Consider the following 20,956-nt stretch of genomic DNA (forward strand, 5'->3'; position numbering starts at 1 on the left):
CAAAGCTTCCGACTTTGCCGACCTCTTTAACCGTAGCTACTAACCTATAGCAAAACCGCTTCTAGCGGTTCAAGCGCAGCGTTTCAAACCTCCACCTCTGGTGGAGGTCATGACTTTTGCGTCAGTGCGTCCCCTGCGGTCGGTATGACAGCGGTCGGTGCGCCTGCGCCGTTAACGCCTGCGGGCGAAGCGATAGCTGTAGAGCGTCGCGATCGTGGTCGGCAGCAGCATCGCGGCGATCGTTGCTACGGCAAGCACCGGACGGGTGCTGATGACAAGTGCCGGCAGTGCCAACCTGATCCCTGGGCAGTCCGGCGAGCCGGTGCGTCGCCTAAAAGCGGCGGCCGTTAGCGGGCCTCGACCGGTTTGCGCCATTGCGGCGCCCGCCAGATGGTGATGAAGCGCAGGATCCATTCGAGCGGTCCGTAGGCAAAACGCGCCATCCACCAGCGACTGAGGAATAGCTGGGCCGTAAAGATGCCGAGCGAGGTCAGCGCGGTGGCCAGGGGAGAAGCCTGGCCGATGAGACCAAGTCCATAGCCATGGAAGATGAAGGCTAGGATCAGCGATTGCATCAGGTAGTTGGAAAGCGCCATGCGTCCGGCTGGCGCCAGCAGGTTGCGCAGGTGCTGGCCGATGGATGTGCCGAAGAACAGCATCACGCCGCCGACATAGGCGCCGGTGAGGAAAGGCCCGGTTATCAGCCCGACCGCAAGCCCGGTGATCGCGAGCGGCGAATCGATCCACTCGACGCTGGCATAGGCATAGATGACCGCGCCGGGCAGGCCGATCCAGAGACCGGAGCGAACAAGACGCCGGAAGAGCCGTTGGTTCTCCTGCGGTCGCGCCAGCATCTTCTGGCGCCCGGCAACCAGCCCGAGAAGAAACATGGCCAGTGCGCAAGGCGCCTGCAGCAGGCCGAGGATCACCCAGACCGAAGAAAGCTCTGCCAGGTGCTGGGCGATGATCGCCTGCCAATCGCCTCCAAACGCCAGTTCAGCCGCCTCCGCCGCGGCAAGGATGGCAGGGCGATCCAGTGGTGTTGGCTCCAGCGTAGCGACAATGCCGAGCGCGCCCCAGGCGATGGCGACGACAATCACCAGCCACCTTGCCAGCCGGAGGAGGGCTGAGTCGCTGCGGTTGCGCAGCATCAGAAGGACGATGCCGAGCACGGCGTAGGTCGTGAGAATATCGCCATGGAACAGGAGAACCGCATGGGCGATCCCGATCAGCCAAAGCCCCGCCTGCCGGCGCAGTAGCCGCGGCACGAAGGCTTCGCCGGATTTTTCCGCCGAGCGCATCTGCAGGGTGAAGCTGTAGCCGAACAGGAACGAGAACAGCAGGTAGAACTTCATTTCGAAGAACAGCGCGACCACCAGGTGGACGGCGCTGTCGGTGGTGCCGGCGAAGGCCGGGTCTGCGATTTCAAGGCCATAGAAGGCCGAAGCGAAAGCCATGCTGTTGACGAGCAGGATACCGAGCAGTGCGAAACCGCGCAGTGCGTCGACGTCGTCGATGCGATCCTGGATGTTCATGTGTGTTCTCCGTAACGGCAGGCGCCTAAAGATCGCGCTCTAACCGATTGATTTAGAATTTCTTCTCCGCTGCAGAGATCGCTGCCGCAGACGCCTGGAAGGCTTGGGCTTGGGCTCCACCAGGTACCGTGGAGCAGTATTTAGTAGATAGAGTAATCAATCTAATAACTGATGACGCAACGTCAAGGGGCGACGCGGGCTTTTCGCGCGTCGCGAAGCCTGTTGGACAGGATGTCTTCGGACGTTGGGAAAGTCAGCTTTCGCGGGCGGGCCTGTGCCTCAGCCAGGCGATCTGCCGGCGGGCGCGCAGAAGGGCTGTCAACGCAGCGCCAACCGAGACCAACAACAGCGCGATCCAGAGGACTTCGCCATCGCCAAGCCAAAGACCTTCAGCGGCGGATAGCACCGCGGCGAGCGTCATTGTCGCCATGCGGTGCTGTTTGGCCATCGGGCCGGAGAAGTCGCTGGGGGCACCGTTGGCACGGCCGAGCTCGCGCACATAGGCCGTCAGCACCGCGAAAGTCGCGGCAGCAAGGCCGAGAGCCGGAACGCCGACGGCAATTCCAGCGCCGACGAAGATGAAAATGTCGGCGATGCGGTCGGGAAATTCGTTCCAGAAAGGGCCGTCCGCTTCGCCCTTGCCACCCTCGACGGCGACCATGCCGTCGAAGAGATTGCAGAGCAGGCGCAGCTGGCAGAAGAGGGCAGCGGCGATGTACAGCGTGACCCTCAGCCCATCCTCAGTTTCTCCTGCCAACCAGAAGGCAAGCCCGGCAAAGGCCGCCGCCAGCATGCTTGCCTGCGAGATCCGGTTGGGCGTGACGTTCATCGATGCCAGGCGGCGCGCGATCGCCTGCGCCCAGTGGCTGTTGCGGCTCGCGAGCGGCCTGCGGTCACCGGTCTCGGTCATGCCCAGCTTCTCCTCGGCTGATGGAATAGTTGTAGAGGGCGGCGTAGCTGGTCGAGACCGCCAGTGGCACCGCGATCGTCCTCAGGATCTCCGGCGTGCCCGTGGCGGCGTGGATCGCGACAAGGAGTGCCGACGAGCCGAGACAGGCAAGGAGAGGTGGTAAGAACAATCGCCTCGCGCCGCGGACCCGCTTCGAGAGCGCGTCGATCGCCGTCTTCAGGTAGAGCGTCAGCAGGGCTGAAAGCGTGCCTTGGACGACCGCCGCAACAAGCGGCTTTGGCATCGGGTGATGTCGGTTGGCGACGAGCGCCCAGCCGCCCATCGCGAAAAAGGCAAAGGCCACATGCACGACGCTGTTGCCGGCCAGTCCCTTCAGCTTCGCGGTCATGTCAGTGACCACCAATAACGTGTCAAATGGAAGAAAATCGGCGCGGAGAAGACGACGGAATCGAGCCGATCGATGAGGCCGCCATGGCCTTCGATCAGGTGGCCCCAGTCCTTCACCCCGCGGTCCCTCTTGATTGCCGACATCACAAGGCCGCCGAAGAAACCCATCATGGTGATGACGAACGACATGAGTGCCGCCTGGACCGGCGTAAACGGCGTGATCCACCAGAGTGAAGCGCCAAGCAACGTCGCGCTCGCGACCCCGCCGACGAAGCCTTCGACAGTCTTGGACGGCGACAGAGTCGGCGCGATCTTGGTCCGCCCGAAGAGTTTGCCCCAGACATATTGGAGCACGTCGCTCGACTGGACGACGATGACCAGGAAGGCAATGAGAAGCACATTGCGCCCTTCATAACCTGGGATCTGCAGCGTCAGCAGCGCCGGCACATGTGACGCGCAGAAGACGCAGATCATCAGTGCCCACTGCACCTCTGAGATCCTGAGCAGGAAGTCGCGCGGATCGCCACGCAGGACCGCGATGATCGGCATCAGCAGGAAGGCATAGACCGGCACGAAGATCGAGTAGATCCCGTACTGCTCGGCCCACAACAGGAAATAGTTGATCGGCAGCACGACGAAAAATGCAGCGGCAATCGCCCAGTGGTCACCGCGGCGCGTGTTGATGAGCGTGATGAACTCGCGCAGCGCTGCGAAGGAGCAGAAGGCAAAGAGCACGAGTACGCCGACGCGGCCGGCGACAAAGGCAATGGCGATCAGAAACACCATCGCCCACCACGCCTTGATGCGGGCGTTGAGGTTTTCGATCGCCCCGTTCGAACCATCAGGCGAAAGCTTCTGTTTCAGGAGATAGCCGGTGCTCGAAGCGATCACGAGGATGCCGCCCACGCCCAGGAGCAGCTTCAGCATGTCCAGTGCGGTGGTGCTCATGCGTCGTCTTCCGTCGTTGGAGGCGCGAGCAGGAGCAGGGCGGCTTCGGCGCGGGCGATGAATTCGTCCTTGGCCTCTTGAGCCTTCAGATGCATCGGTTCGCCGAAGGTTACGGTGCAGATGAGCGGGATCGGCACGAACTCTCCCTTGGGCATCACGCGGTTGAGGTTGTTGATCCAGACAGGCACGAGCGCCACATCGGGCCGCTTGCAGGCGAGATGGTAGAGCCCGCTCTTGAACGGCAGCAACCGCGCCTCGGTCTGATTGCGCGTTCCCTCGGGAAAGACGATCAGCGACGCGCCATCACCGAGAACGGTCGCCATCAGTTCGACGGGATCCTGGGTACGGGCGGCAGGGTCGCGCTCGATCAGCACGGCGTCAAAGACGTCGCGGCCGATGAAGGTCGAAAGCTTCGATTTCAGCCAATATTCCGCGCCGGCTACCGGCCGCGCACGGGCCCGAAGCCAGGGGGGCAGCACTGCCCAGATCAACACGAAGTCGCCGTGGCTGGAATGGTTGGCGAAGTAGATGCTCTGCCTCGGCGGCAGGCCTGTTTCATGCCAGATTGCGCGGGCGGCCGTGAGTGCGCGAGCGAACATCATGATGGCGATCGATGCCAGCTTGGCGATCAAATCGTGGATCATGCCGGCGCGCGTCCGCTCGATACGCAGCCCGGCACCAGGATTCGCCCCGCCTGTCTCCGTCTCTTGCCCTGTAATGAAATGATCAAGCGTTGCCCCTCAGCCTCCGCCTGACGTAACCCCAGGCTGTATCTACCGATTTTACGCGATTGCGTCCGCTTCACAAGCGCGCGCAATCAAACCCAACAGGATGACGCGCAAGGACGCCGATATATTCGGACTGCAAGCGAACGGCGCGCAAGAGAGATGCGACGTCACGCCGCTGTCTGCGATCGCGCATGCCCTGTCGTCGACATTGACCGGGTTGTATCCACCCGCTAGCTTGCAGCGGCAACAGAGGAGCGTCCTTCAATGCGCCAGTAATGCCCGGTGAAAACCGAACTCGCCTCAACTTCGCTCGCGGAGGGGATGGACGATGGCATTGCTCGGTCCGCAACAAGCGGACAGACGCCGAAGCATTCTTTGCTCATAGATCTCTATTCCCCTTCGTGGGCGGTCACATTTGGACACGTTTCCAGGGACCGACTATGCAAGACAGACCCTCCGATCTCGATATCATCGACCACAACAGACAGGCCTGGGACAGGCAGGCGAGCCAGGGTTGCGCGTGGTCACGACCGGTAACGCCGGAACTGATCGCTGCCGCGCGTGCCGGACAGTGGCAGGCGCGGCTGACGCCCGGTGACCTGCCCAAAGGCTGGCTGCCTGATATCAGGGGCAGGAAAATCCTGTGCCTGGCGTCCGCCGGCGGGCAACAGGCGCCCATTCTCGCGGCCGCTGGAGCCGAAGTCACCGTCTTTGATCTTTCCGAGCGGCAACTCGACCAGGACCGGCTTGTAGCGGAGCGCGAGGACCTGCCGTTGACGATCGTGCAGGGCGACATGCGCGACCTCTCGATTTTTCCCGACGACAGTTTCGACATCATTTTTCACCCGATCTCGAACCTCTATGTTCCGGATATCCAGCCGGTCTGGCGCGAATGCCACCGGGTGCTGAGGATGGGCGGGCTGCTGCTCGCCAGCTTCTACAATCCGGTCGTTTTCGTCGGCGATCGGGACCCGCGCTACGCTGAGCAGGGCCTCATTCGCCCCGCTTACAGGCTCCCCTTTGTCGAGGCAGAACATCTCGCACCCAACTTGGTGCGGAGCAAGGTCGAACGGGGCGAGGCGCTGGTGTTCGGGCACAGCCTGGTCGCACAGATCGATGGTCAGATGCGGGCCGGCTTCATGCTGGCGGGCTTCCACGAAGACTGGCAGCCTGCGCCGCGCTTCCTGATCGACAGCTTCGTGCCGACCTTTATCGCGACCTGCGCCATCAAAGGCGATCTTGGTCTCTGACCCGAAGGGCCCGAACGCGCCGTTCGGGGGGCAAGCGCAGCGGCCGACGTTGCCGCTGCGCTTGCCCCCGCGCCATCTTGTTACGTCGCGTTACTGTTACGTACTCCCCAAATCACCGGTTTCGTACTTTCCTGTTCGAGAGCGAAACTGGAAAGGGTCAATGCGTATGCGCTTCACAGCTTTGTTGTTTGTGGCGATTGCCGTACTGGGGCTTTCGGGCTGTACCACGACGTCCTCGAGCAATACGACCTACACGCAGCCGCAGACATTCGCCCCCGGTCTCGGGGCGTCGAATACGGCCAACGCCACGACGGCTCCGGGGTACTACTGACGCTCCGACAGTCCGGCGCTTGCCGGCAAGCATGAGTCTGCGGCGGGCGCGGACCGTTTTTGCTTGCGGCGGACGTTCGGGCGCAAGGGCCAATCGTCGCCATGGCCGCCACCCGACTTGCATTCGCCGGCCAAAAGTTGCAAACAGCGGCGAACCATCAGGGAACACGCCATGAGCCTCTCCAAGCGCACCACCCGCCCGCTCGATCACCTCGTGCTGCCGGTGGATACGCTTACCCAGGCACGGCGACGTCTCGATGATCTCGGCTTCACGGTCGCGGAAGACGCCCGCCATCCCTTCGGCACCGAAAACGCCTGCGTCTTCTTTGCCGATGGCATCTATCTAGAGCCGCTTGCAATTGCGTCCCGCGAGGAATGCGAGGCTGCCGCGCTCGATGGCAACGCCTTCGTCGCACGCGACCAGGCCTTTCGTTTCCGCCAGGGCCCCGAAGGTCTGTCGGCTCTGGTCTTCGGTACCGAGGATGCGGCGAGCGACCATATCCGTTTTCGTGCCCGCGGCATCTCGGGCGGCGACATGCTGGAGTTTTCCCGGCCGATGAGACTGCCGGATGGCCGCGAAGGGTTGGGCTCCTTCCGCCTTGCCTTTGCCGCCGATTTGCGCGCGCCGGATCTCTTCCTTTTCAGCTGTCAGCGCGTCCGCGCCTTGCCCACCGACCGGGCTGCCCTGGAGCGTCATGAAAACGGCGTGATCGGGATCTCCGAGGTGGTTCTGTCGGAAACCAATCCGACCGATTTTCAATACCTCCTGCAAGAGGCGGTCGATGAGCGCGAGGTCGCGGCCCACTCCTTCGGCATGGACGTTGCGACAACCAACGCCAAGATCTCGGTGCTGAACGCCGCCGGGATGGAGGCCTTCTTCGGGCGTTCCGTGCGCAACGCCGAGCGCGGCCTGCGCGGGCGGGCGATCGTCTTCCGCGTCGCCGACCTCGAGGCAACACGCGCGCTGTTTGCTGAGAACGACATTGAATTTGCAGAAATGGGCGGGCGCCTCATTGTTCCCGAAATGCCGGGGCAAGGGGTGATCTTCGCGTTTGGAGCTTGATGATGAAAACCAATGCCAGAGTCGTTGTCGGTGAGGGCGCCCAACAGGTTGCCTTTGCGCAGACTGAGAAGTTGTCGCTGATCGCCGGCCCCTGCCAGATGGAAAGCCGCGAGCACGCCTTCATGATGGCCGGCGCGCTCTCTGAACTCTGCAAGAAGCTGGGTATCGGCCTTGTCTACAAGTCCTCGTTCGACAAGGCCAATCGCACGTCGCTTTCGGGCAAACGCGGTATCGGCCTCGACAAGGCGATGGAAATCTTCGCCGACCTCAAGAAGGAATTCGGCTTTCCGGTTTTGACCGATGTGCACACCGAAGAGCAATGCGCTCAGGTCGCCCCGACGGTCGACATCCTGCAGATCCCCGCCTTCCTGTCGCGCCAGACCGACCTTCTGGTCGCAGCCGCCAAGACCGGCCGGGCGATCAACGTCAAGAAGGGCCAGTTCCTGGCGCCTTGGGACATGAAGAACGTGCTGGCAAAGTTCACCGACAGCGGCAATCCGAACGTCATGCTCTGCGAGCGCGGCGCCTCCTTCGGCTATAACACGCTGGTCTCCGACATGCGCTCGCTGCCGATCATGGCCTCGCTTGGCGCGCCTGTCGTGTTCGACGCGACGCATTCCGTGCAGCAGCCGGGCGGGCAGGGTGGCTCGACCGGCGGCCAGCGTGAGTTCGTCGAGACTTTGGCACGGGCCGCCGTCGCCGTTGGCATCGCTGGCCTGTTCGTCGAGACGCACGAAGACCCGGACAATGCGCCTTCCGACGGCCCGAACATGGTGCATCTGAAGGACATGCCGCGGCTGCTCGAAAAGCTGCTCGCTTTTGACGCGATCGCCAAGGGTTAAGCCATCTGCGGCGCTTCGTGAAATTTTCATGAACTGCAATGGCGCGAGAGTTTTTGCATCTTGCGCGCCATTGAAATTTCGAGGCCTTGGCGTATGACAGGCCCCGACCATTCCACCGTCCTCAAGCAGGGAAGAGATCATGACTGCAATCATCGACATCATCGGCCGAGAAATTCTGGATAGCCGCGGCAACCCGACCGTCGAGGTCGACGTGTACCTGGAAGACGGAAGCTTCGGCCGTGCGGCAGTCCCGTCGGGCGCTTCGACCGGTGCGCATGAGGCGGTCGAGCTGCGCGATGGTGGAACGCGCTACCTCGGCAAGGGCGTCGAGCGCGCCGTCGAGGCCGTCAACGGCGAGATCTTCGAAGCGATCGGTGGTCTCGATGCCGAGAACCAGATCCAGATCGACAAGACCATGATCGAGCTCGACGGCACGGCCAACAAGTCGCGCCTCGGCGCCAACGCCATCCTCGGCGTTTCGCTCGCCGTCGCCAAAGCCGCTGCCGAAGCTGCCGGTCTGCCGCTCTACCGTTACGTCGGCGGCCCGAACGCCCACGTGCTTCCGGTTCCGATGATGAATATCATCAACGGCGGCGCCCATGCCGACAACCCGATCGACTTCCAGGAGTTCATGATCGTTCCGGTTGGCGCCGACACGATGCGTGACGCTGTCCGCATGGGTTCGGAAGTCTTCCACACGCTGAAGAAGCAGCTTGCCGCCGATGGCCATAACACCAATGTCGGCGACGAAGGCGGCTTCGCTCCGGGTCTCGCTTCCGCTCCGGCAGCGCTCGACTTCATCATGAAGTCGATCGAGAAGGCCGGCTACAAGCCAGGCGAAGACATGTTCATTGCGCTTGATTGCGCCGCGACCGAATTCTTCAAGGACGGCAAGTACGTTCTCGAAGGCGAAGGCCGCACGCTGGAGCCGGGCGCGATGGCCGAATACCTGGCGGAACTGGCTGCCAAGTACCCGATCTTCTCGATCGAAGACGGCATGGCAGAAGACGATTGGGACGGCTGGAAGGCTGTGACCGACCTCATCGGCAACAAGTGCCAGCTCGTCGGCGACGACCTGTTCGTCACCAACTCCGCGCGCCTGCGCGACGGCATCAAGATGGGCGTTGCCAACTCGATCCTCGTCAAGGTCAACCAGATCGGTTCGCTTTCGGAGACGCTCGACGCCGTCGAGACCGCACACAAGGCACGCTACACCGCCGTCATGTCGCACCGCTCCGGCGAAACCGAGGATGCGACGATTGCCGATCTCGCGGTCGCCACCAACTGCGGCCAGATCAAAACCGGCTCGCTTGCCCGTTCGGACCGGCTCGCCAAGTACAACCAGCTGATCCGCATTGAAGAGCAGCTCGGCCTGCAGGCCAAGTACGCCGGCCGCTCGATCCTGCGCGGCTGATCGTCGGCATCAACTCATCTGATTTCTGGGCCCGCCCACATCCCCATGTGGGCGGGTTTCTATTTTCCTGCTATTCATGGTCAACGGTCGGTTAATCAATCGCCGCTAATCTGATTTCCGTACTGCGTATCAGGGCGTGAATGCATGTGGACACGGCATCATAAGAAACGGAAACTGGGTCGGCTGGTGATGCCGCTGATCGCGGTCGCCTTTCTCTCCTACTTCGGCTATCATTCCATTCACGGCGGCTATGGCCTGAAGGCGACCGAGCAATTCGATCGCCAGATCGTCGAGCGGCAGGCGCGGCTGGATGAGCTCACGAAGCGGCGAATGATCCTCGAAAAGGAGGTTCAGCTGATGAGTGACGGGTCGTTGGAAAGGGACATGCTGGATGAGAAGGCTCGCCTCGCGCTCAACATGTCGCGAAGTGACGAGATCGTTATTTTTCACCGCGCCTCAAATTAACCTGAATTCAGTTAATTGAAATTTGTAAAGTAAATTCAAGCGTTTGCGTGGAATGCGAGCCATGCAAATATGGCATTGCTGTGTCCGCTTTCTTTCCCTATGGTAACCGCAAAAGGCTAACCATTGGGAGGAACGAATGGCTCCGCGAAAATCCGCGTCCGTTTCCAGCCGCAAGAGTGCCGCAAAGCCGGCCAAGAAAGATTTCAACGGCGGCACCATCGCCGACTTCTCCAAAGAAGATGATCTGAAGGCTTACCGCGAAATGCTGCTGATCCGGCGTTTCGAGGAAAAGGCCGGTCAGCTCTACGGCATGGGCTTCATCGGCGGCTTCTGTCACCTCTACATCGGCCAGGAAGCCGTCGTCGTCGGCATGCAGATGGCGCTGAAAGAGGGCGATCAGGTCATCACTGCCTACCGCGACCATGGCCACATGCTGGCCTGCGGCATGAGCGCCCGTGGCGTCATGGCCGAACTCACGGGTCGCCGCAGCGGTCTTTCCAAGGGGAAGGGCGGCTCGATGCACATGTTCTCCAAGGAAAAGCACTTCTACGGCGGTCACGGCATCGTCGGTGCCCAGGTGTCGCTCGGCACCGGTCTGGCTTTCGCCAACCGCTATCGCGGCAATGACAATGTCAGCGTTGCCTACTTCGGTGACGGCGCTGCCAACCAGGGCCAGGTCTACGAAAGCTTCAACATGGCGCAGCTTTGGAAGCTGCCGGTGATCTACGTGATCGAGAACAACCGCTACGCCATGGGCACGGCGGTGTCGCGTGCCTCGGCCCAGACCGATTTCTCGCAGCGCGGCGTTTCCTTCGGTATTCCGGGCTTCCAGGTCGACGGCATGGATGTTCGCGCGGTCAAGGCTGCCGGCGACGAGGCTGTCGAGCATTGCCGTTCCGGCAAGGGGCCGATTATCCTTGAAATGCAGACCTACCGTTATCGTGGCCACTCGATGTCCGACCCGGCGAAGTACCGCTCGAAGGATGAAGTGCAGAAGATGCGGTCGGAGCATGATCCGATCGAGCAGGTGAAGGCGCGTCTGACCGAAAAGGGTTGGGCGAGCGAGGACGAGCTGAAGCAGGTCGACAAGGACGTCCGCGATATCGTCGCTGACAGCGCCGATTTCGCCCAGGCCGATCCGGAGCCGGATGTATCCGAGCTCTACACCGACATCCTGCTTTGATCCGGGGAGGGACAAACATGCCAGTAGAAATTCTTATGCCCGCCCTTTCCCCGACGATGGAGGAAGGCACGCTGTCGAAATGGCTGAAGAACGAAGGCGACAAGGTCTCCTCCGGCGACGTCATTGCTGAAATCGAAACCGACAAGGCGACGATGGAAGTCGAAGCCGTCGATGAAGGCACGATTGGCAAGCTGCTGATCGCCGCCGGCACCGAAGGCGTCAAGGTCAACACGCCGATCGCCGTGCTGCTGCAGGATGGCGAAGGTGCGGGCGATATCGCCGCTCCGAAGGCCGAAGCGCCGAAGGCTGCCGCTGCCGAGGCTCCGGCCGCATCCGCGCCGGCACCGGTTGCAGCCCAGCCGAAGGTCGAAGTCGCGGCCGACCCGGCAATTCCGACCGGCACCGAAATGGTGACGATGACCGTTCGCGAAGCACTTCGTGACGCCATGGCCGAGGAAATGCGCGCCAGCGACGACGTCTTCGTCATGGGCGAAGAAGTCGCCGAATACCAGGGCGCCTACAAGATCACCCAAGGCCTGCTGCAGGAGTTCGGTTCGCGTCGCGTCATCGATACCCCGATCACTGAGCACGGCTTTGCCGGCGTCGGCGTCGGCGCTGCGATGACCGGCCTTCGCCCGATCGTCGAGTTCATGACCTTCAACTTCGCCATGCAGGCGATCGACCAGATCATCAACTCGGCTGCGAAGACGCTCTACATGTCCGGTGGCCAGATGGGCGCGCCGATCGTCTTCCGTGGCCCGAGCGGTGCCGCTGCCCGCGTGGCCGCCCAGCACTCGCAGTGCTACGCCGCCTGGTACAGCCATATCCCCGGCCTGAAAGTCGTCATGCCCTACACGGCTGCCGACGCCAAGGGTCTGCTCAAGGCCGCGATCCGCGACCCGAACCCGGTCATCTTCCTCGAAAACGAAATCCTCTACGGTCAGTCCTTCGAAGTGCCGAAGCTTGACGATTTCGTGCTGCCGATCGGCAAGGCCCGCATCCACAAGGTCGGCAAGGACGCAACGGTCGTTTCCTTCGGCATCGGCATGACCTATGCGGTCAAGGCGGTTGCCGAACTCGAGGCCCAGGGCATCGACGTCGAGCTGATCGACCTGCGCACCATCCGTCCGATGGACCTGCCGACGGTCATCGAATCGGTCAAGAAGACCGGCCGTCTTGTCACCGTCGAAGAAGGCTATCCGCAGTCGTCCGTTGGTACCGAGATCGCGACCCGCGTCATGCAGCAGGCATTCGACTACCTTGACGCCCCGATCCTGACGATCGCAGGCAAGGACGTGCCGATGCCTTACGCTGCAAACCTCGAGAAGCTGGCGCTTCCGAACGTCGCAGAGGTTGTCGATGCGGTGAAAGCCGTTTGCTACAAATAAGGGGAGGGCCCTTCGATGCCTATCAACATCACAATGCCTGCCCTCTCTCCGACAATGGAAGAAGGCAATCTGGCCAAGTGGCTGGTCAAGGAAGGCGACAAGGTCAAGTCCGGTGACGTGATTGCCGAGATCGAGACCGACAAGGCGACCATGGAAGTCGAGGCCGTCGATGAAGGCACCGTCGCCAAGATCGTCGTTCCTGCCGGCACCGAAGGCGTCAAGGTCAACGCGCTGATCGCCGTTCTCGCCGCCGATGGCGAGGATGTCGCCGCTGCCGCCAAGGGTGGCAATGGCGCAGCCGCCCCGGCTCCGGCCGCCAAGACAGAAGCGCCCGCGGCGGCAGCGCCGAGCGCTCCGGCTGCCGCTCCTGCCCCTGCACCGGCGGCTCCGGTTGCATCGCAGCCCGCCAAGGCCGAGGGAGGCGCACGCGTCTTCTCCTCGCCGCTCGCTCGCCGTCTGGCGAAGGATGCCGGCATCGACCTGTCGGCGATTGCCGGTACCGGTCCGCACGGCCGCGTCGTGAAGAAGGACGTCGAAACTGCGGTTGCCGGCGGTACGGCGAAGCCTGCCGCCGCTCCGGCTGCCGGTGCTGCAGCTCCTGCCGCCGCGCCGCTTGCCAAGGGCATGTCGGAAGACGCCGTTCTCAAGCTGTTCGAGCCGGGCTCCTACGAGCTCGTGCCGCATGACGGCATGCGCAAGACGATTGCCAAGCGGCTCGTCGAATCCAAGCAGACGATCCCGCACTTCTACGTCTCGGTCGATTGCGAACTCGACGCGCTCCTGGCGCTCAGGGCACAGCTCAACGCTGCATCCCCTGAAAAAGACGGCAAGCCGGTCTACAAGCTCTCGGTCAACGACATGGTGATCAAGGCGCTGGCGCTGGCTCTGCGCGATGTTCCGGATGCAAACGTATCCTGGACTGACAGCAACATGGTCAAGCACAAGCACGCCGACGTCGGCGTTGCCGTGTCCATTCCGGGCGGCCTGATCACCCCGATCGTTCGTCAGGCGGAGCTGAAGAGCCTGTCGGCCATCTCCAACGAGATGAAGGACCTCGGCAAGCGCGCCAAGGACCGCAAGTTGAAGCCCGAGGAATACCAGGGCGGCACCACGGCGGTCTCCAACATGGGCATGATGGGCGTCAAGGACTTCGCCGCCGTCGTCAACCCGCCGCATGCAACGATCCTTGCGGTCGGTGCCGGCGAGGAGCGCGTCGTCGTCAAGAACAAGCAGATGGTCATCGCCAATGTCATGACCGTCACGCTGTCGACCGACCATCGCTGCGTCGATGGCGCGCTCGGCGCCGAACTGCTCGGAGCCTTCAAGCGCTACATCGAAAACCCGATGGGCATGCTGGTCTGAGTTGGATAAGGACCGGCCTTCGGGCCGGTCCGTTCCTTGTCGCGCAGCCGAAGGCGGGCCCGGACGATGAAAACAGTTCTCTGCTACGGCGACAGTCTGACCTGGGGCTACGATGCCACCGACGGCGGCCGTCATGCGCTTGCCGATCGCTGGCCGAGTGTCCTGCAGAAGGCGTTGGGCGCGGATGTCCAGGTCATCGCCGAAGGGCTGAACGGTCGCACCACCGCCTATGACGATCATCTTGCCGATTGCGACCGCAACGGCGCGAAGGTGCTGCCGACGGTTCTTCACACCCACGCACCGCTCGATCTCATCATTCTGCTGCTCGGCTCCAACGATATGAAGCCGATCATCCATGGCACTGCCTTCGGTGCCGTGAAGGGCGTGCAGCGCCTGGTCAATCTCATTCGCCGGCACGACTGGCCGGTCGAGAGCGAAGAAGGACCGGAGATCCTGATCGTGTCGCCGCCGGTGCTATGTGAAACCGCCGATGCCGGGTTCGCAGCAATGTTTGCCGGCGGCATCGAGCAATCCGCGATGCTGGCGCCGCTCTATCGCGACCTTGCCGATGAGCTCGATTGCGGCTTCTTCGATGCCGGATCGGTGGCGGTGACGACACCGCTCGATGGCGTGCATCTCGATGCCGAGAATACGCGCGCGATCGGCCGGGGTCTCGAACCGGTCGTGCGGATGATGCTCGGGGTCTAGAAGTGGTGGGCGGCGTTACCATTCGTCCGGCGGAGAGACGTGAGGCGGCGGAGCTCGCGATCCTCGTCGACATCGCCGCGCATGGTCTTGCCTCCTGGCTCTGGTACGGGGCCGTCCAGCATGGCGTCGTGGATACGGCATTCGAACGTGGCCGCAACAAGCTGCGCGAAGAGCCGGGGCCTGGAAACTGGCGGGACGCTCTGGTTGCGGAGGTCGATGACGAGATTGCCGGGCTGTCGGTCGGTTATGCGATCGGCACGGACGTGTCGGAGATCGTTGCCAGGCATCCGGTTCTCGAGCCCTTGCTGGCGCTGCAACGGCAGATCGTCGGCCACTGGTTCATCGAAAGTCTCGGCGTCTATCGCCATCAGCGCCGCCGCGGCATCGGCCGGGCGCTTCTGGCAAAGGAATATGAACGCGCCGGATCGGCGCCGGTGAGCCTGATCACCGAAAGCCACAACGACAGGGCGCAGGCACTATACAGGGCAAACGGTTTCGGCGAGGCAGCGCGCGTCGAGGCGGTTCCGCTCTTTGAGGAAAGCAAGAAACACGACTGGGTGCTGTTCACCCGCAAGGTCGCTTGAGACAAAGGCAGGAAACACATGGCTGAGAATTACGACGTCATCGTCATCGGTTCGGGTCCGGGCGGCTACATCGCCGCCATTCGTGCGGCACAGTTGGGTCTCAAGACCGCGGTCGTCGAACGCGAGCATCTGGCCGGCATCTGCTCCAACTGGGGCTGCATCCCGACCAAGGCGTTGCTGCGCTCTGCCGAAGTTCTCCACTACGCCCAGCACCCGGGCGCCTACGGCATCAAGATCGACGGCATGGTGACGCCGGACCTGAAGGCGATCGTTGCCCGCTCGCGCGGCATTGCCGAGCGCATGAACGGCGGCGTCGGCTTCCTGATGAAGAAGAACAAGGTCGATGTGATCTGGGGCGAAGCCAAGCTGACGAAGCCGGGCGAGATCGTCGTCGGCAAGTCGACGAAGCCGGTCGTCCAGCCGCAGGCGCCGTTGCCGAAGAATACCAAGGGCGAGGGCACCTACACCGCCAAGCACATCATCATCGCGACCGGCGCCCGTCCGCGCGCGCTGCCGGGCATCGAGCCCGATGGCAAGCTGATCTGGACCTATTTCGAGGCGATGAAGCCTGAGGAAATGCCGAAGTCGCTGCTGGTCATGGGCTCCGGCGCCATCGGCATCGAGTTCGCGTCGTTCTACCGCACCATGGGTGTCGACGTGACCGTTGTCGAAGTCATGCCGACAGTCATGCCGGTCGAGGACGCCGAAATCTCTGCTATCGCCAAGAAGCAGTTCGAAAAGCAGGGCATGAAGATCCATCTCCAGGCCAAGGTGACGAAGGTCGACAAGGCTGCCAACTCGATTACCGCCCATGTCGAGATGAAAGACGGCAAGGTTGAGAAGATCACCGCCGACCGCATGATCTCGGCCGTCGGCGTCCAGGGCAATATCGAGAACCTCGGTCTCGAAACACTCGGCGTGAAGACCGATCGCGGCTGCATCGTCATCGACGGTTACGGCAAGACCAACGTGCCCGGCGTCTATGCGATCGGTGACGTCGCTGGTCCGCCGATGCTTGCCCACAAGGCCGAGCACGAGGCCGTCATCTGCGTCGAGAAGATCGCCGGCCTGCCGAACGTGCATCCGATGGACAAGCTGAAGATCCCGGGCTGCACGTACTGCCACCCGCAGGTCGCTTCCGTTGGTCTCACCGAAGCCAGGGCCAAGGAGCTCGGCCGCGACATCCGCGTCGGCCGTTTCCCCTTCGTTGCCAACGGCAAGGCGATCGCGCTTGGCGAAGACCAGGGCCTGGTCAAGACGATCTTTGACAAGAAGACCGGAGAACTGCTCGGCGCCCACATGGTCGGCGCCGAAGTTACCGAGCTTATCCAGGGCTTTGTCGTCGCGATGAACCTCGAGACGACAGAGGAAGACCTGATGCACACCATCTTCCCGCATCCGACGATCTCGGAGACGATGAAGGAAAGCGTGCTCGACGCTTACGGCCGCGCGCTCAACGCGTAAGTGGCGTCGTCGCGGAACTTTTCACGCGGCTTCGGCATTGAGAACGGCCTCGTTTTCAATGCACGGAGATCACAATGAGCGTGAACGGCGTCGGTATTCTGGCTGCGATCATCATCGGCGGTTTGGCCGGGTGGCTCGCGGAGAGGTTCATGAACAGCGAGATGGGGTTGTTCATGAACATACTGCTCGGCATCATCGGCGCGGTGGTGCTGAATTTCATCCTGGCGGCCTTCGGCATGGCCTTTGCCGGTTGGGTCGCCTACCTGGTCATCGGCTTCATCGGCGCCTGCCTGCTGATTGCCGTTGGCCGCGCCGTCAAACGATAGCCTGCCGGGCCATCTGCGCTTCCGTCGGGCATCTGCTTAAGACGGCCTGACATTTCCAGTCGGGCCGTCTATATAGAGCGAAAATGGGTCAGCCGGCCTGATGCCGGGCCCGCCGCGACGAGGAAGACAGTATGGTAACGGTGTTCGATGCCGTCTCTGACCGGGCGCAACGCGTCCGCCACCCGGAAAAGGCGCACAAGCCCGATACGGAAGTGATGCGCAAGCCGGAGTGGATCCGTGTCAAGGCGCCGATGTCCAAGGGGTATCAGGAGACGCGCGAGCTGGTGCGTTCGCATAAGCTCGTCACGGTCTGCGAGGAAGCCGGCTGCCCGAATATCGGCGAATGCTGGGACAAGAAGCACGCCACCTTCATGATCATGGGCGAGATCTGTACCCGCGCCTGCGCCTTCTGCAATGTTGCGACCGGCAAGCCGAATGCGCTGGATCTCGATGAGCCGGCCAACGTTGCCAAGGCCGTCAAGCAGATGGGTCTCAGCCACGTGGTCATCACCTCCGTCGATCGTGACGATCTGGAAGACGGTGGCGCCGAGCACTTCGAGAAAGTCATTTGGGCGATCCGCGAGGCGTCGCCGGCCACGACCATCGAGATCCTCACGCCGGACTTCCTCAAGAAACCGGGCGCTCTGGAGCGCGTCGTCGCCGCCAAGCCCGACGTCTTCAACCACAACATGGAGACGGTGCCCGGCAACTATCTGACGGTTCGCCCCGGTGCGCGCTACTTCCACTCCGTCCGCCTGTTGCAGCGCGTGAAGGAGCTCGACCCGACGATGTTCACCAAGTCCGGCATCATGGTTGGCCTCGGCGAAGAGCGCAACGAAGTGCTGCAGTTGATGGACGACCTGCGCACGGCCGACGTCGACTTCCTGACGATTGGCCAGTACCTGCAGCCGACCCGCAAGCACCACAAGGTCGAGAAGTACGTGACCCCGGAGGAGTTCAAGTCCTACGAGACGGTCGCCTACACCAAGGGCTTCCTGATGGTCTCCTCGAGCCCGCTGACGCGCTCCTCGCACCACGCCGGCGACGACTTCGCGCGTCTCAAGGCGGCGCGCGAAAAGAAGCTGCAGGTTGCGGCCGGCTAAAGCGGCAAGCGACGTTTGAAAACGATCGACTCCGGCGCTTGCGCCGGAGTTTTTGTTTGGCCGACAGGCGATGCGTATCGCATCAGCGAACAACGACATCCCGACACGCGCGCAGCGCTTGTGTGCGTTGATGTGATCGCCTACCGCATGTCCAACATGATGACGGGGGCGCTGATGCCGCGATACATCAACAATTGGGACGAGGCGGCGTCGCATCTCGGCGCGGCTGAACGCGTGCTGGTGATCGGTTGTTCCGGCAGCGGCAAGAGCACGCTTTCTCGAAATCTGTCCGAGCGGCTTGGCCTGCCGCATCTCGCCATGGACCGCGAGTTCTTCTGGCTGCCGGGATGGCGGCTGCGGCCGCGGCACGAAATGCTCGCTTTGATCTCGAAGGCGGCGGCCGGCGAGAAATGGATCATGGACGGCACGGGCCCGAAGACGCTGCCCTCAGGCTGCCGCGGGCGCATATGGTGATCTGGATGCGGCCACCTCGCTGGGTGTCGCTGCGCGGCGTCGTCTTTCGATGGTTTGCCTACTGGAAAAAGACCCGCCCGGACATGGCGGACGAGTGCCCGGAGAGGATCGATCTCGATTTCCTTCGCTACATCTGGAACTTCGAACGCAGGGATGCGGTCGAGATCGAGGCCCAGTTGGCCTCGTATGCGGAGCTGCCAGTGCTGGTGTTGAAATCGTACAAGGAAACGGCATCACTACTTGCGAAGATACCGTGGGACGACTAGCTCTCCATCATGCCGCATTTCGAAACCAATCACGTCGTCAAGCATACCGCCGAGCAGATGTTCGATCTCGTTGCCGATGTCGAGCATTATCCTGAATTCTTGCCGCTCTGCGAAGCGCTGACAGTGCGCTCGCGCAAGGAGCGTGACGGCAAGGTTCTGCTGCTTGCCGACATGACCGTCGGCTACAAGGCGATCCGAGAGACCTTCACCACGCAGGTACTGTTGAACAAGGCCGAGCGCATGATCGACGTCAAATACATCGACGGACCGTTCAAGTATCTCGACAACCGCTGGCGCTTTGAGCCCTCGGGCGAGGGGCAGTCGATCGTGCACTTCTACATCGACTACGAATTCAAGAGCCGGATCCTCGGTGCGCTGATGGGCTCGATGTTCGACCGGGCCTTCCGCATGTTCTCCGACGCCTTCGAAAAGCGCGCCGACAACATCTATCAGGCTTGAGCGATTTCCACGAGCATGTCGAGTGCGGTGCTGACCGTAGCGAGACGTATGTTGCCGCGACCGACATCGCCATAGTGCATCTCCCGATGCAGCATCGTGCCGTTTCGCCCTGCCGCTGCGAGATGCACGAGACCGACGGGTTTTTCCATCGATCCACCGCTCGGCCCGGCTATGCCCGTGACCGCAACCGCGAAGTCCGCCGCCGACTGTTGGACCGCGCCGTGGGCCATCTCGATCGCAGTCTGCCGCGAGACGGCGCCATGGGCGACGAGCGTCGCCGTCTCAACGCCGAGCATCGCGACCTTCGCCTCGTTGGAATAGGTGACGAAGCCGCGATCGACGACGGCGGATGAGCCGGAAATCTCTGTGAGTGCAGCTGCAATCAGTCCGCCGGTGCAGGATTCCGCCGTTGTTACCTTGAAGCCCTTCGCGGTGAACCGTGCGATGATCTGGCCGGCTCTAACTTCGATCTCGGCGGGCCACATCACGAAAGGTTCCCGTAGACGACGGTCGCCGTGGCGATCGCGGCAATGCCCTCATCGCGGCCGACGAAGCCGAGGCGCTCGTTGGTGGTGGCCTTGACCGAGCAGCGGTCGAGCGAGATTTCCAGTATGTCCGCAAGGTTCTCGCGCATCGTCTGGCGGTGCGGGCCGACCTTCGGCGCCTCGGCGATCAACGAGACGTCCGCATTGGTGATGATACCGCCGCGCTCGCGCACGATCCGCGCTGCATGCTCAAGGAAGATCCGTGACGGTGCGCCCTTCCACTGCGGGTCTGACGGCGGGAAATGGTCGCCGATGTCGCCGGCGCCGCAGGTGGCAAGCAGTGCGTCAGTCAGCGCATGCAGCGCCACGTCGGCGTCAGAATGTCCGGAGAGCTTCTTCGTGTGCGGAATAAAGACGCCGCAGAGCGTGACGCCGTCGCCCTCGACGAGCTGGTGCACGTCGTAGCCGTTGCCGGTACGCACGTCGGGCAGGGCGGTCCGCTTCAATTTCTCATCGGCCATGGCGATATCCCTTCTGAGCGTCAGCTTGACGTTGTCGACCGTGCCTTCGACCAGCACCACCTTGTGGCCGGCCCATTCAGCGATCGAGGCGTCGTCGGTGAAATCGGTGCGGCCGCTCCTGGCCGCGTCCCGGTGCGCGGCAAGAATGGCCTGAAGATCAAAGGTCTGGGGTGTCTGTGCGCCGTAGAGGCCCTCGCGCGCTACCGTCTCCAGGACCGCGCCGTCCATGTCTGCACGCTTCAGTGTGTCGGCAACCGCGACCGCCGGCAATACCGCCTTGACGTCGCCGCCGAGCGCGGCTGCGCAGCGCGAGAGCAGCGCATGGTCGGCAAAGGGACGCACCGCGTCGTGGATCATCACATGGCCTACGCCGGTATTGGCCAAGGCTTCGAGGCCTGCGAGTACAGAAATCTGCCGCGTCGCGCCGCCATGCACGACGATTACATCGCCGGCGGCTGAACGTTTGCGTGCGGCGTCGAACAGGGCCTCGTCGTCCGGATGAATGACGACGACGATCGGGCCGGCGTTCGGCCATGTCGCGAAAGTGTCAAGCGTATGGGCGATAACGGGGCGGTCGCCGATGGTTCGATATTGCTTCGGGCCCTCGGCGGACTGGCCGGCACGCTCGCCGCGTCCCGCTGCAACGATCACCACGCCGCACTTAAGCTGTTCTTGAGGCTGCATCTTCTGTATGAGGTCCCGCATTCGCCGATCTTCGCCGTGATGTACCGCGAAGGGTCGTGCTTTGCCAGCACTGCATA

General features: G+C 62.5%; 25 protein-coding genes. 17 read left to right on the plus strand and 8 right to left on the minus strand.

All coding sequences use genetic code 11. From position 1 onward, the window contains the following. Positions 1-171 precede the first annotated feature (171 nt). The 6 genes from BBX50_RS30995 to BBX50_RS24035 all read right to left on the minus strand — a co-directional run bounded on the left by BBX50_RS30995 (position 172) and on the right by BBX50_RS24035 (position 4,424). On the minus strand, positions 172-294 hold the full coding sequence (locus tag BBX50_RS30995; RefSeq protein ID WP_274534039.1) for a hypothetical protein: 123 nt from the start codon (positions 292-294) through the stop codon (positions 172-174). Positions 295-347: 53 nt separating this feature from the next. Then, entirely contained in the window at positions 348-1,535 is a 1,188-nt protein-coding gene (locus BBX50_RS24015; RefSeq protein WP_065777823.1) for a DUF418 domain-containing protein, read from the minus strand. Positions 1,536-1,788: 253 nt separating this feature from the next. Next, complete coding sequence (locus BBX50_RS24020) at positions 1,789-2,445, minus strand: CDP-alcohol phosphatidyltransferase family protein (protein WP_065777824.1); 657 nt, start codon at positions 2,443-2,445, stop codon at positions 1,789-1,791. After that, a complete protein-coding gene (locus BBX50_RS24025; protein ID WP_065777825.1) occupies positions 2,429-2,833 on the minus strand; it encodes a hypothetical protein in 405 nt (134 codons plus the stop codon). Before BBX50_RS24025 ends, BBX50_RS24020 begins: the two co-directional genes overlap by 17 nt. Beyond that, on the minus strand, positions 2,830-3,780 hold the full coding sequence (locus tag BBX50_RS24030; protein ID WP_065777826.1) for a phosphatidate cytidylyltransferase: 951 nt from the start codon (positions 3,778-3,780) through the stop codon (positions 2,830-2,832). The genes BBX50_RS24025 and BBX50_RS24030 overlap by 4 nt, the downstream gene beginning before the upstream one ends. Continuing rightward, positions 3,777-4,424 (minus strand): lysophospholipid acyltransferase family protein, encoded by a 648-nt coding sequence (locus BBX50_RS24035; RefSeq protein WP_065777827.1) that lies wholly within the window; start codon positions 4,422-4,424, stop codon positions 3,777-3,779. The genes BBX50_RS24030 and BBX50_RS24035 overlap by 4 nt, the downstream gene beginning before the upstream one ends. Before the next feature lie 524 nt (positions 4,425-4,948). Between BBX50_RS24035 and BBX50_RS24040 the strand changes: the two genes are divergently transcribed. The 17 genes from BBX50_RS24040 (at position 4,949) to BBX50_RS24110 (ending at position 19,189) form a co-directional block, all read left to right on the plus strand. Next, positions 4,949-5,758, plus strand: a complete 810-nt coding sequence (locus tag BBX50_RS24040) for a class I SAM-dependent methyltransferase (protein ID WP_065777828.1) — start codon at positions 4,949-4,951, stop codon at positions 5,756-5,758. A 166-nt stretch (positions 5,759-5,924) separates the two neighbouring features. Then, positions 5,925-6,089, plus strand: a complete 165-nt coding sequence (locus tag BBX50_RS30335; protein WP_161490890.1) for a hypothetical protein — start codon at positions 5,925-5,927, stop codon at positions 6,087-6,089. Positions 6,090-6,260: 171 nt separating this feature from the next. Beyond that, positions 6,261-7,151, plus strand: coding sequence for a VOC family protein (locus BBX50_RS24045; RefSeq protein ID WP_065777829.1), 891 nt, complete (start codon positions 6,261-6,263; stop codon positions 7,149-7,151). Next, positions 7,151-7,993: a 3-deoxy-8-phosphooctulonate synthase gene (gene kdsA, locus BBX50_RS24050; RefSeq protein ID WP_201723518.1), complete on the plus strand. Its 843-nt coding sequence runs from the start codon at positions 7,151-7,153 to the stop codon at positions 7,991-7,993. The genes BBX50_RS24045 and kdsA overlap by 1 nt, the downstream gene beginning before the upstream one ends. 139 nt (positions 7,994-8,132) lie before the next feature. Further along, on the plus strand, positions 8,133-9,407 hold the full coding sequence (eno, locus tag BBX50_RS24055) for a phosphopyruvate hydratase (protein ID WP_065777831.1): 1,275 nt from the start codon (positions 8,133-8,135) through the stop codon (positions 9,405-9,407). Between the two features lie 144 nt (positions 9,408-9,551). Next, on the plus strand, positions 9,552-9,872 hold the full coding sequence (locus BBX50_RS24060; protein ID WP_065777832.1) for a septum formation initiator family protein: 321 nt from the start codon (positions 9,552-9,554) through the stop codon (positions 9,870-9,872). A 136-nt stretch (positions 9,873-10,008) separates the two neighbouring features. Further along, entirely contained in the window at positions 10,009-11,055 is a 1,047-nt protein-coding gene (gene pdhA, locus BBX50_RS24065; RefSeq protein ID WP_065777833.1) for a pyruvate dehydrogenase (acetyl-transferring) E1 component subunit alpha, read from the plus strand. Positions 11,056-11,072: 17 nt separating this feature from the next. Beyond that, positions 11,073-12,443: a pyruvate dehydrogenase complex E1 component subunit beta gene (locus BBX50_RS24070; protein ID WP_065777834.1), complete on the plus strand. Its 1,371-nt coding sequence runs from the start codon at positions 11,073-11,075 to the stop codon at positions 12,441-12,443. 15 nt (positions 12,444-12,458) lie between these two features. Next, positions 12,459-13,805, plus strand: a complete 1,347-nt coding sequence (locus tag BBX50_RS24075; RefSeq protein WP_065777835.1) for a pyruvate dehydrogenase complex dihydrolipoamide acetyltransferase — start codon at positions 12,459-12,461, stop codon at positions 13,803-13,805. A gap of 66 nt (positions 13,806-13,871) precedes the next feature. Beyond that, positions 13,872-14,513 carry an SGNH/GDSL hydrolase family protein gene (locus BBX50_RS24080; RefSeq protein WP_065777836.1) on the plus strand — a complete coding sequence of 214 codons (642 nt, stop codon included), beginning with the start codon at positions 13,872-13,874 and terminating at the stop codon, positions 14,511-14,513. A gap of 2 nt (positions 14,514-14,515) precedes the next feature. After that, on the plus strand, positions 14,516-15,097 hold the full coding sequence (locus tag BBX50_RS24085) for a GNAT family N-acetyltransferase (protein WP_065777837.1): 582 nt from the start codon (positions 14,516-14,518) through the stop codon (positions 15,095-15,097). Between the two features lie 18 nt (positions 15,098-15,115). Next, complete coding sequence (lpdA, locus tag BBX50_RS24090) at positions 15,116-16,561, plus strand: dihydrolipoyl dehydrogenase (protein WP_065777838.1); 1,446 nt, start codon at positions 15,116-15,118, stop codon at positions 16,559-16,561. Between the two features lie 74 nt (positions 16,562-16,635). After that, complete coding sequence (locus BBX50_RS24095; protein ID WP_058320579.1) at positions 16,636-16,887, plus strand: GlsB/YeaQ/YmgE family stress response membrane protein; 252 nt, start codon at positions 16,636-16,638, stop codon at positions 16,885-16,887. Positions 16,888-17,018: 131 nt separating this feature from the next. Beyond that, positions 17,019-17,990, plus strand: a complete 972-nt coding sequence (gene lipA / locus BBX50_RS24100; protein WP_065777839.1) for a lipoyl synthase — start codon at positions 17,019-17,021, stop codon at positions 17,988-17,990. A gap of 147 nt (positions 17,991-18,137) precedes the next feature. Further along, on the plus strand, positions 18,138-18,464 hold the full coding sequence (locus BBX50_RS31035; RefSeq protein WP_348271503.1) for a hypothetical protein: 327 nt from the start codon (positions 18,138-18,140) through the stop codon (positions 18,462-18,464). Positions 18,465-18,469: 5 nt separating this feature from the next. Continuing rightward, entirely contained in the window at positions 18,470-18,730 is a 261-nt protein-coding gene (locus BBX50_RS31040; protein ID WP_348272275.1) for a hypothetical protein, read from the plus strand. Between the two features lie 9 nt (positions 18,731-18,739). Next, positions 18,740-19,189 carry a type II toxin-antitoxin system RatA family toxin gene (locus tag BBX50_RS24110; RefSeq protein ID WP_065777840.1) on the plus strand — a complete coding sequence of 150 codons (450 nt, stop codon included), beginning with the start codon at positions 18,740-18,742 and terminating at the stop codon, positions 19,187-19,189. Here the strand turns inward: BBX50_RS24110 and BBX50_RS24115 are convergent. After that, entirely contained in the window at positions 19,180-19,674 is a 495-nt protein-coding gene (locus BBX50_RS24115; protein ID WP_065777841.1) for a CinA family protein, read from the minus strand. The genes BBX50_RS24110 and BBX50_RS24115 overlap by 10 nt on opposite strands. Continuing rightward, entirely contained in the window at positions 19,674-20,879 is a 1,206-nt protein-coding gene (locus tag BBX50_RS24120; RefSeq protein WP_320410513.1) for a bifunctional 2-C-methyl-D-erythritol 4-phosphate cytidylyltransferase/2-C-methyl-D-erythritol 2,4-cyclodiphosphate synthase, read from the minus strand. The genes BBX50_RS24115 and BBX50_RS24120 overlap by 1 nt, the downstream gene beginning before the upstream one ends. Positions 20,880-20,956: the final 77 nt, after the last annotated feature.

Origin of the sequence: Ensifer sp. LC11 (assembly GCF_001695835.1) — a bacterium.
In the GTDB taxonomy this organism is placed as follows: Bacteria; Pseudomonadota; Alphaproteobacteria; order Rhizobiales; family Rhizobiaceae; genus Ensifer.

Coding starts and splice junctions, on each gene's coding strand:
- BBX50_RS24015 (WP_065777823.1), bottom strand. CDS start 1,535: ATGAACATCCAGGATCGCATCGACGACGTCGACGCACTGCGCGGTTTC.
- BBX50_RS24020 (WP_065777824.1), bottom strand. CDS start 2,445: ATGACCGAGACCGGTGACCGCAGGCCGCTCGCGAGCCGCAACAGCCAC.
- BBX50_RS24025 (WP_065777825.1), bottom strand. CDS start 2,833: ATGACCGCGAAGCTGAAGGGACTGGCCGGCAACAGCGTCGTGCATGTG.
- BBX50_RS24030 (WP_065777826.1), bottom strand. CDS start 3,780: ATGAGCACCACCGCACTGGACATGCTGAAGCTGCTCCTGGGCGTGGGC.
- BBX50_RS24035 (WP_065777827.1), bottom strand. CDS start 4,424: ATGATCCACGATTTGATCGCCAAGCTGGCATCGATCGCCATCATGATG.
- BBX50_RS24040 (WP_065777828.1), top strand. CDS start 4,949: ATGCAAGACAGACCCTCCGATCTCGATATCATCGACCACAACAGACAG.
- BBX50_RS30335 (WP_161490890.1), top strand. CDS start 5,925: ATGCGCTTCACAGCTTTGTTGTTTGTGGCGATTGCCGTACTGGGGCTT.
- BBX50_RS24045 (WP_065777829.1), top strand. CDS start 6,261: ATGAGCCTCTCCAAGCGCACCACCCGCCCGCTCGATCACCTCGTGCTG.
- kdsA (WP_201723518.1), top strand. CDS start 7,151: ATGATGAAAACCAATGCCAGAGTCGTTGTCGGTGAGGGCGCCCAACAG.
- eno (WP_065777831.1), top strand. CDS start 8,133: ATGACTGCAATCATCGACATCATCGGCCGAGAAATTCTGGATAGCCGC.
- BBX50_RS24060 (WP_065777832.1), top strand. CDS start 9,552: ATGTGGACACGGCATCATAAGAAACGGAAACTGGGTCGGCTGGTGATG.
- pdhA (WP_065777833.1), top strand. CDS start 10,009: ATGGCTCCGCGAAAATCCGCGTCCGTTTCCAGCCGCAAGAGTGCCGCA.
- BBX50_RS24070 (WP_065777834.1), top strand. CDS start 11,073: ATGCCAGTAGAAATTCTTATGCCCGCCCTTTCCCCGACGATGGAGGAA.
- BBX50_RS24075 (WP_065777835.1), top strand. CDS start 12,459: ATGCCTATCAACATCACAATGCCTGCCCTCTCTCCGACAATGGAAGAA.
- BBX50_RS24080 (WP_065777836.1), top strand. CDS start 13,872: ATGAAAACAGTTCTCTGCTACGGCGACAGTCTGACCTGGGGCTACGAT.
- lpdA (WP_065777838.1), top strand. CDS start 15,116: ATGGCTGAGAATTACGACGTCATCGTCATCGGTTCGGGTCCGGGCGGC.
- BBX50_RS24095 (WP_058320579.1), top strand. CDS start 16,636: ATGAGCGTGAACGGCGTCGGTATTCTGGCTGCGATCATCATCGGCGGT.
- lipA (WP_065777839.1), top strand. CDS start 17,019: ATGGTAACGGTGTTCGATGCCGTCTCTGACCGGGCGCAACGCGTCCGC.
- BBX50_RS31035 (WP_348271503.1), top strand. CDS start 18,138: ATGTCCAACATGATGACGGGGGCGCTGATGCCGCGATACATCAACAAT.
- BBX50_RS31040 (WP_348272275.1), top strand. CDS start 18,470: ATGCGGCCACCTCGCTGGGTGTCGCTGCGCGGCGTCGTCTTTCGATGG.
- BBX50_RS24110 (WP_065777840.1), top strand. CDS start 18,740: ATGCCGCATTTCGAAACCAATCACGTCGTCAAGCATACCGCCGAGCAG.
- BBX50_RS24115 (WP_065777841.1), bottom strand. CDS start 19,674: ATGTGGCCCGCCGAGATCGAAGTTAGAGCCGGCCAGATCATCGCACGG.
- BBX50_RS24120 (WP_320410513.1), bottom strand. CDS start 20,879: ATGCAGCCTCAAGAACAGCTTAAGTGCGGCGTGGTGATCGTTGCAGCG.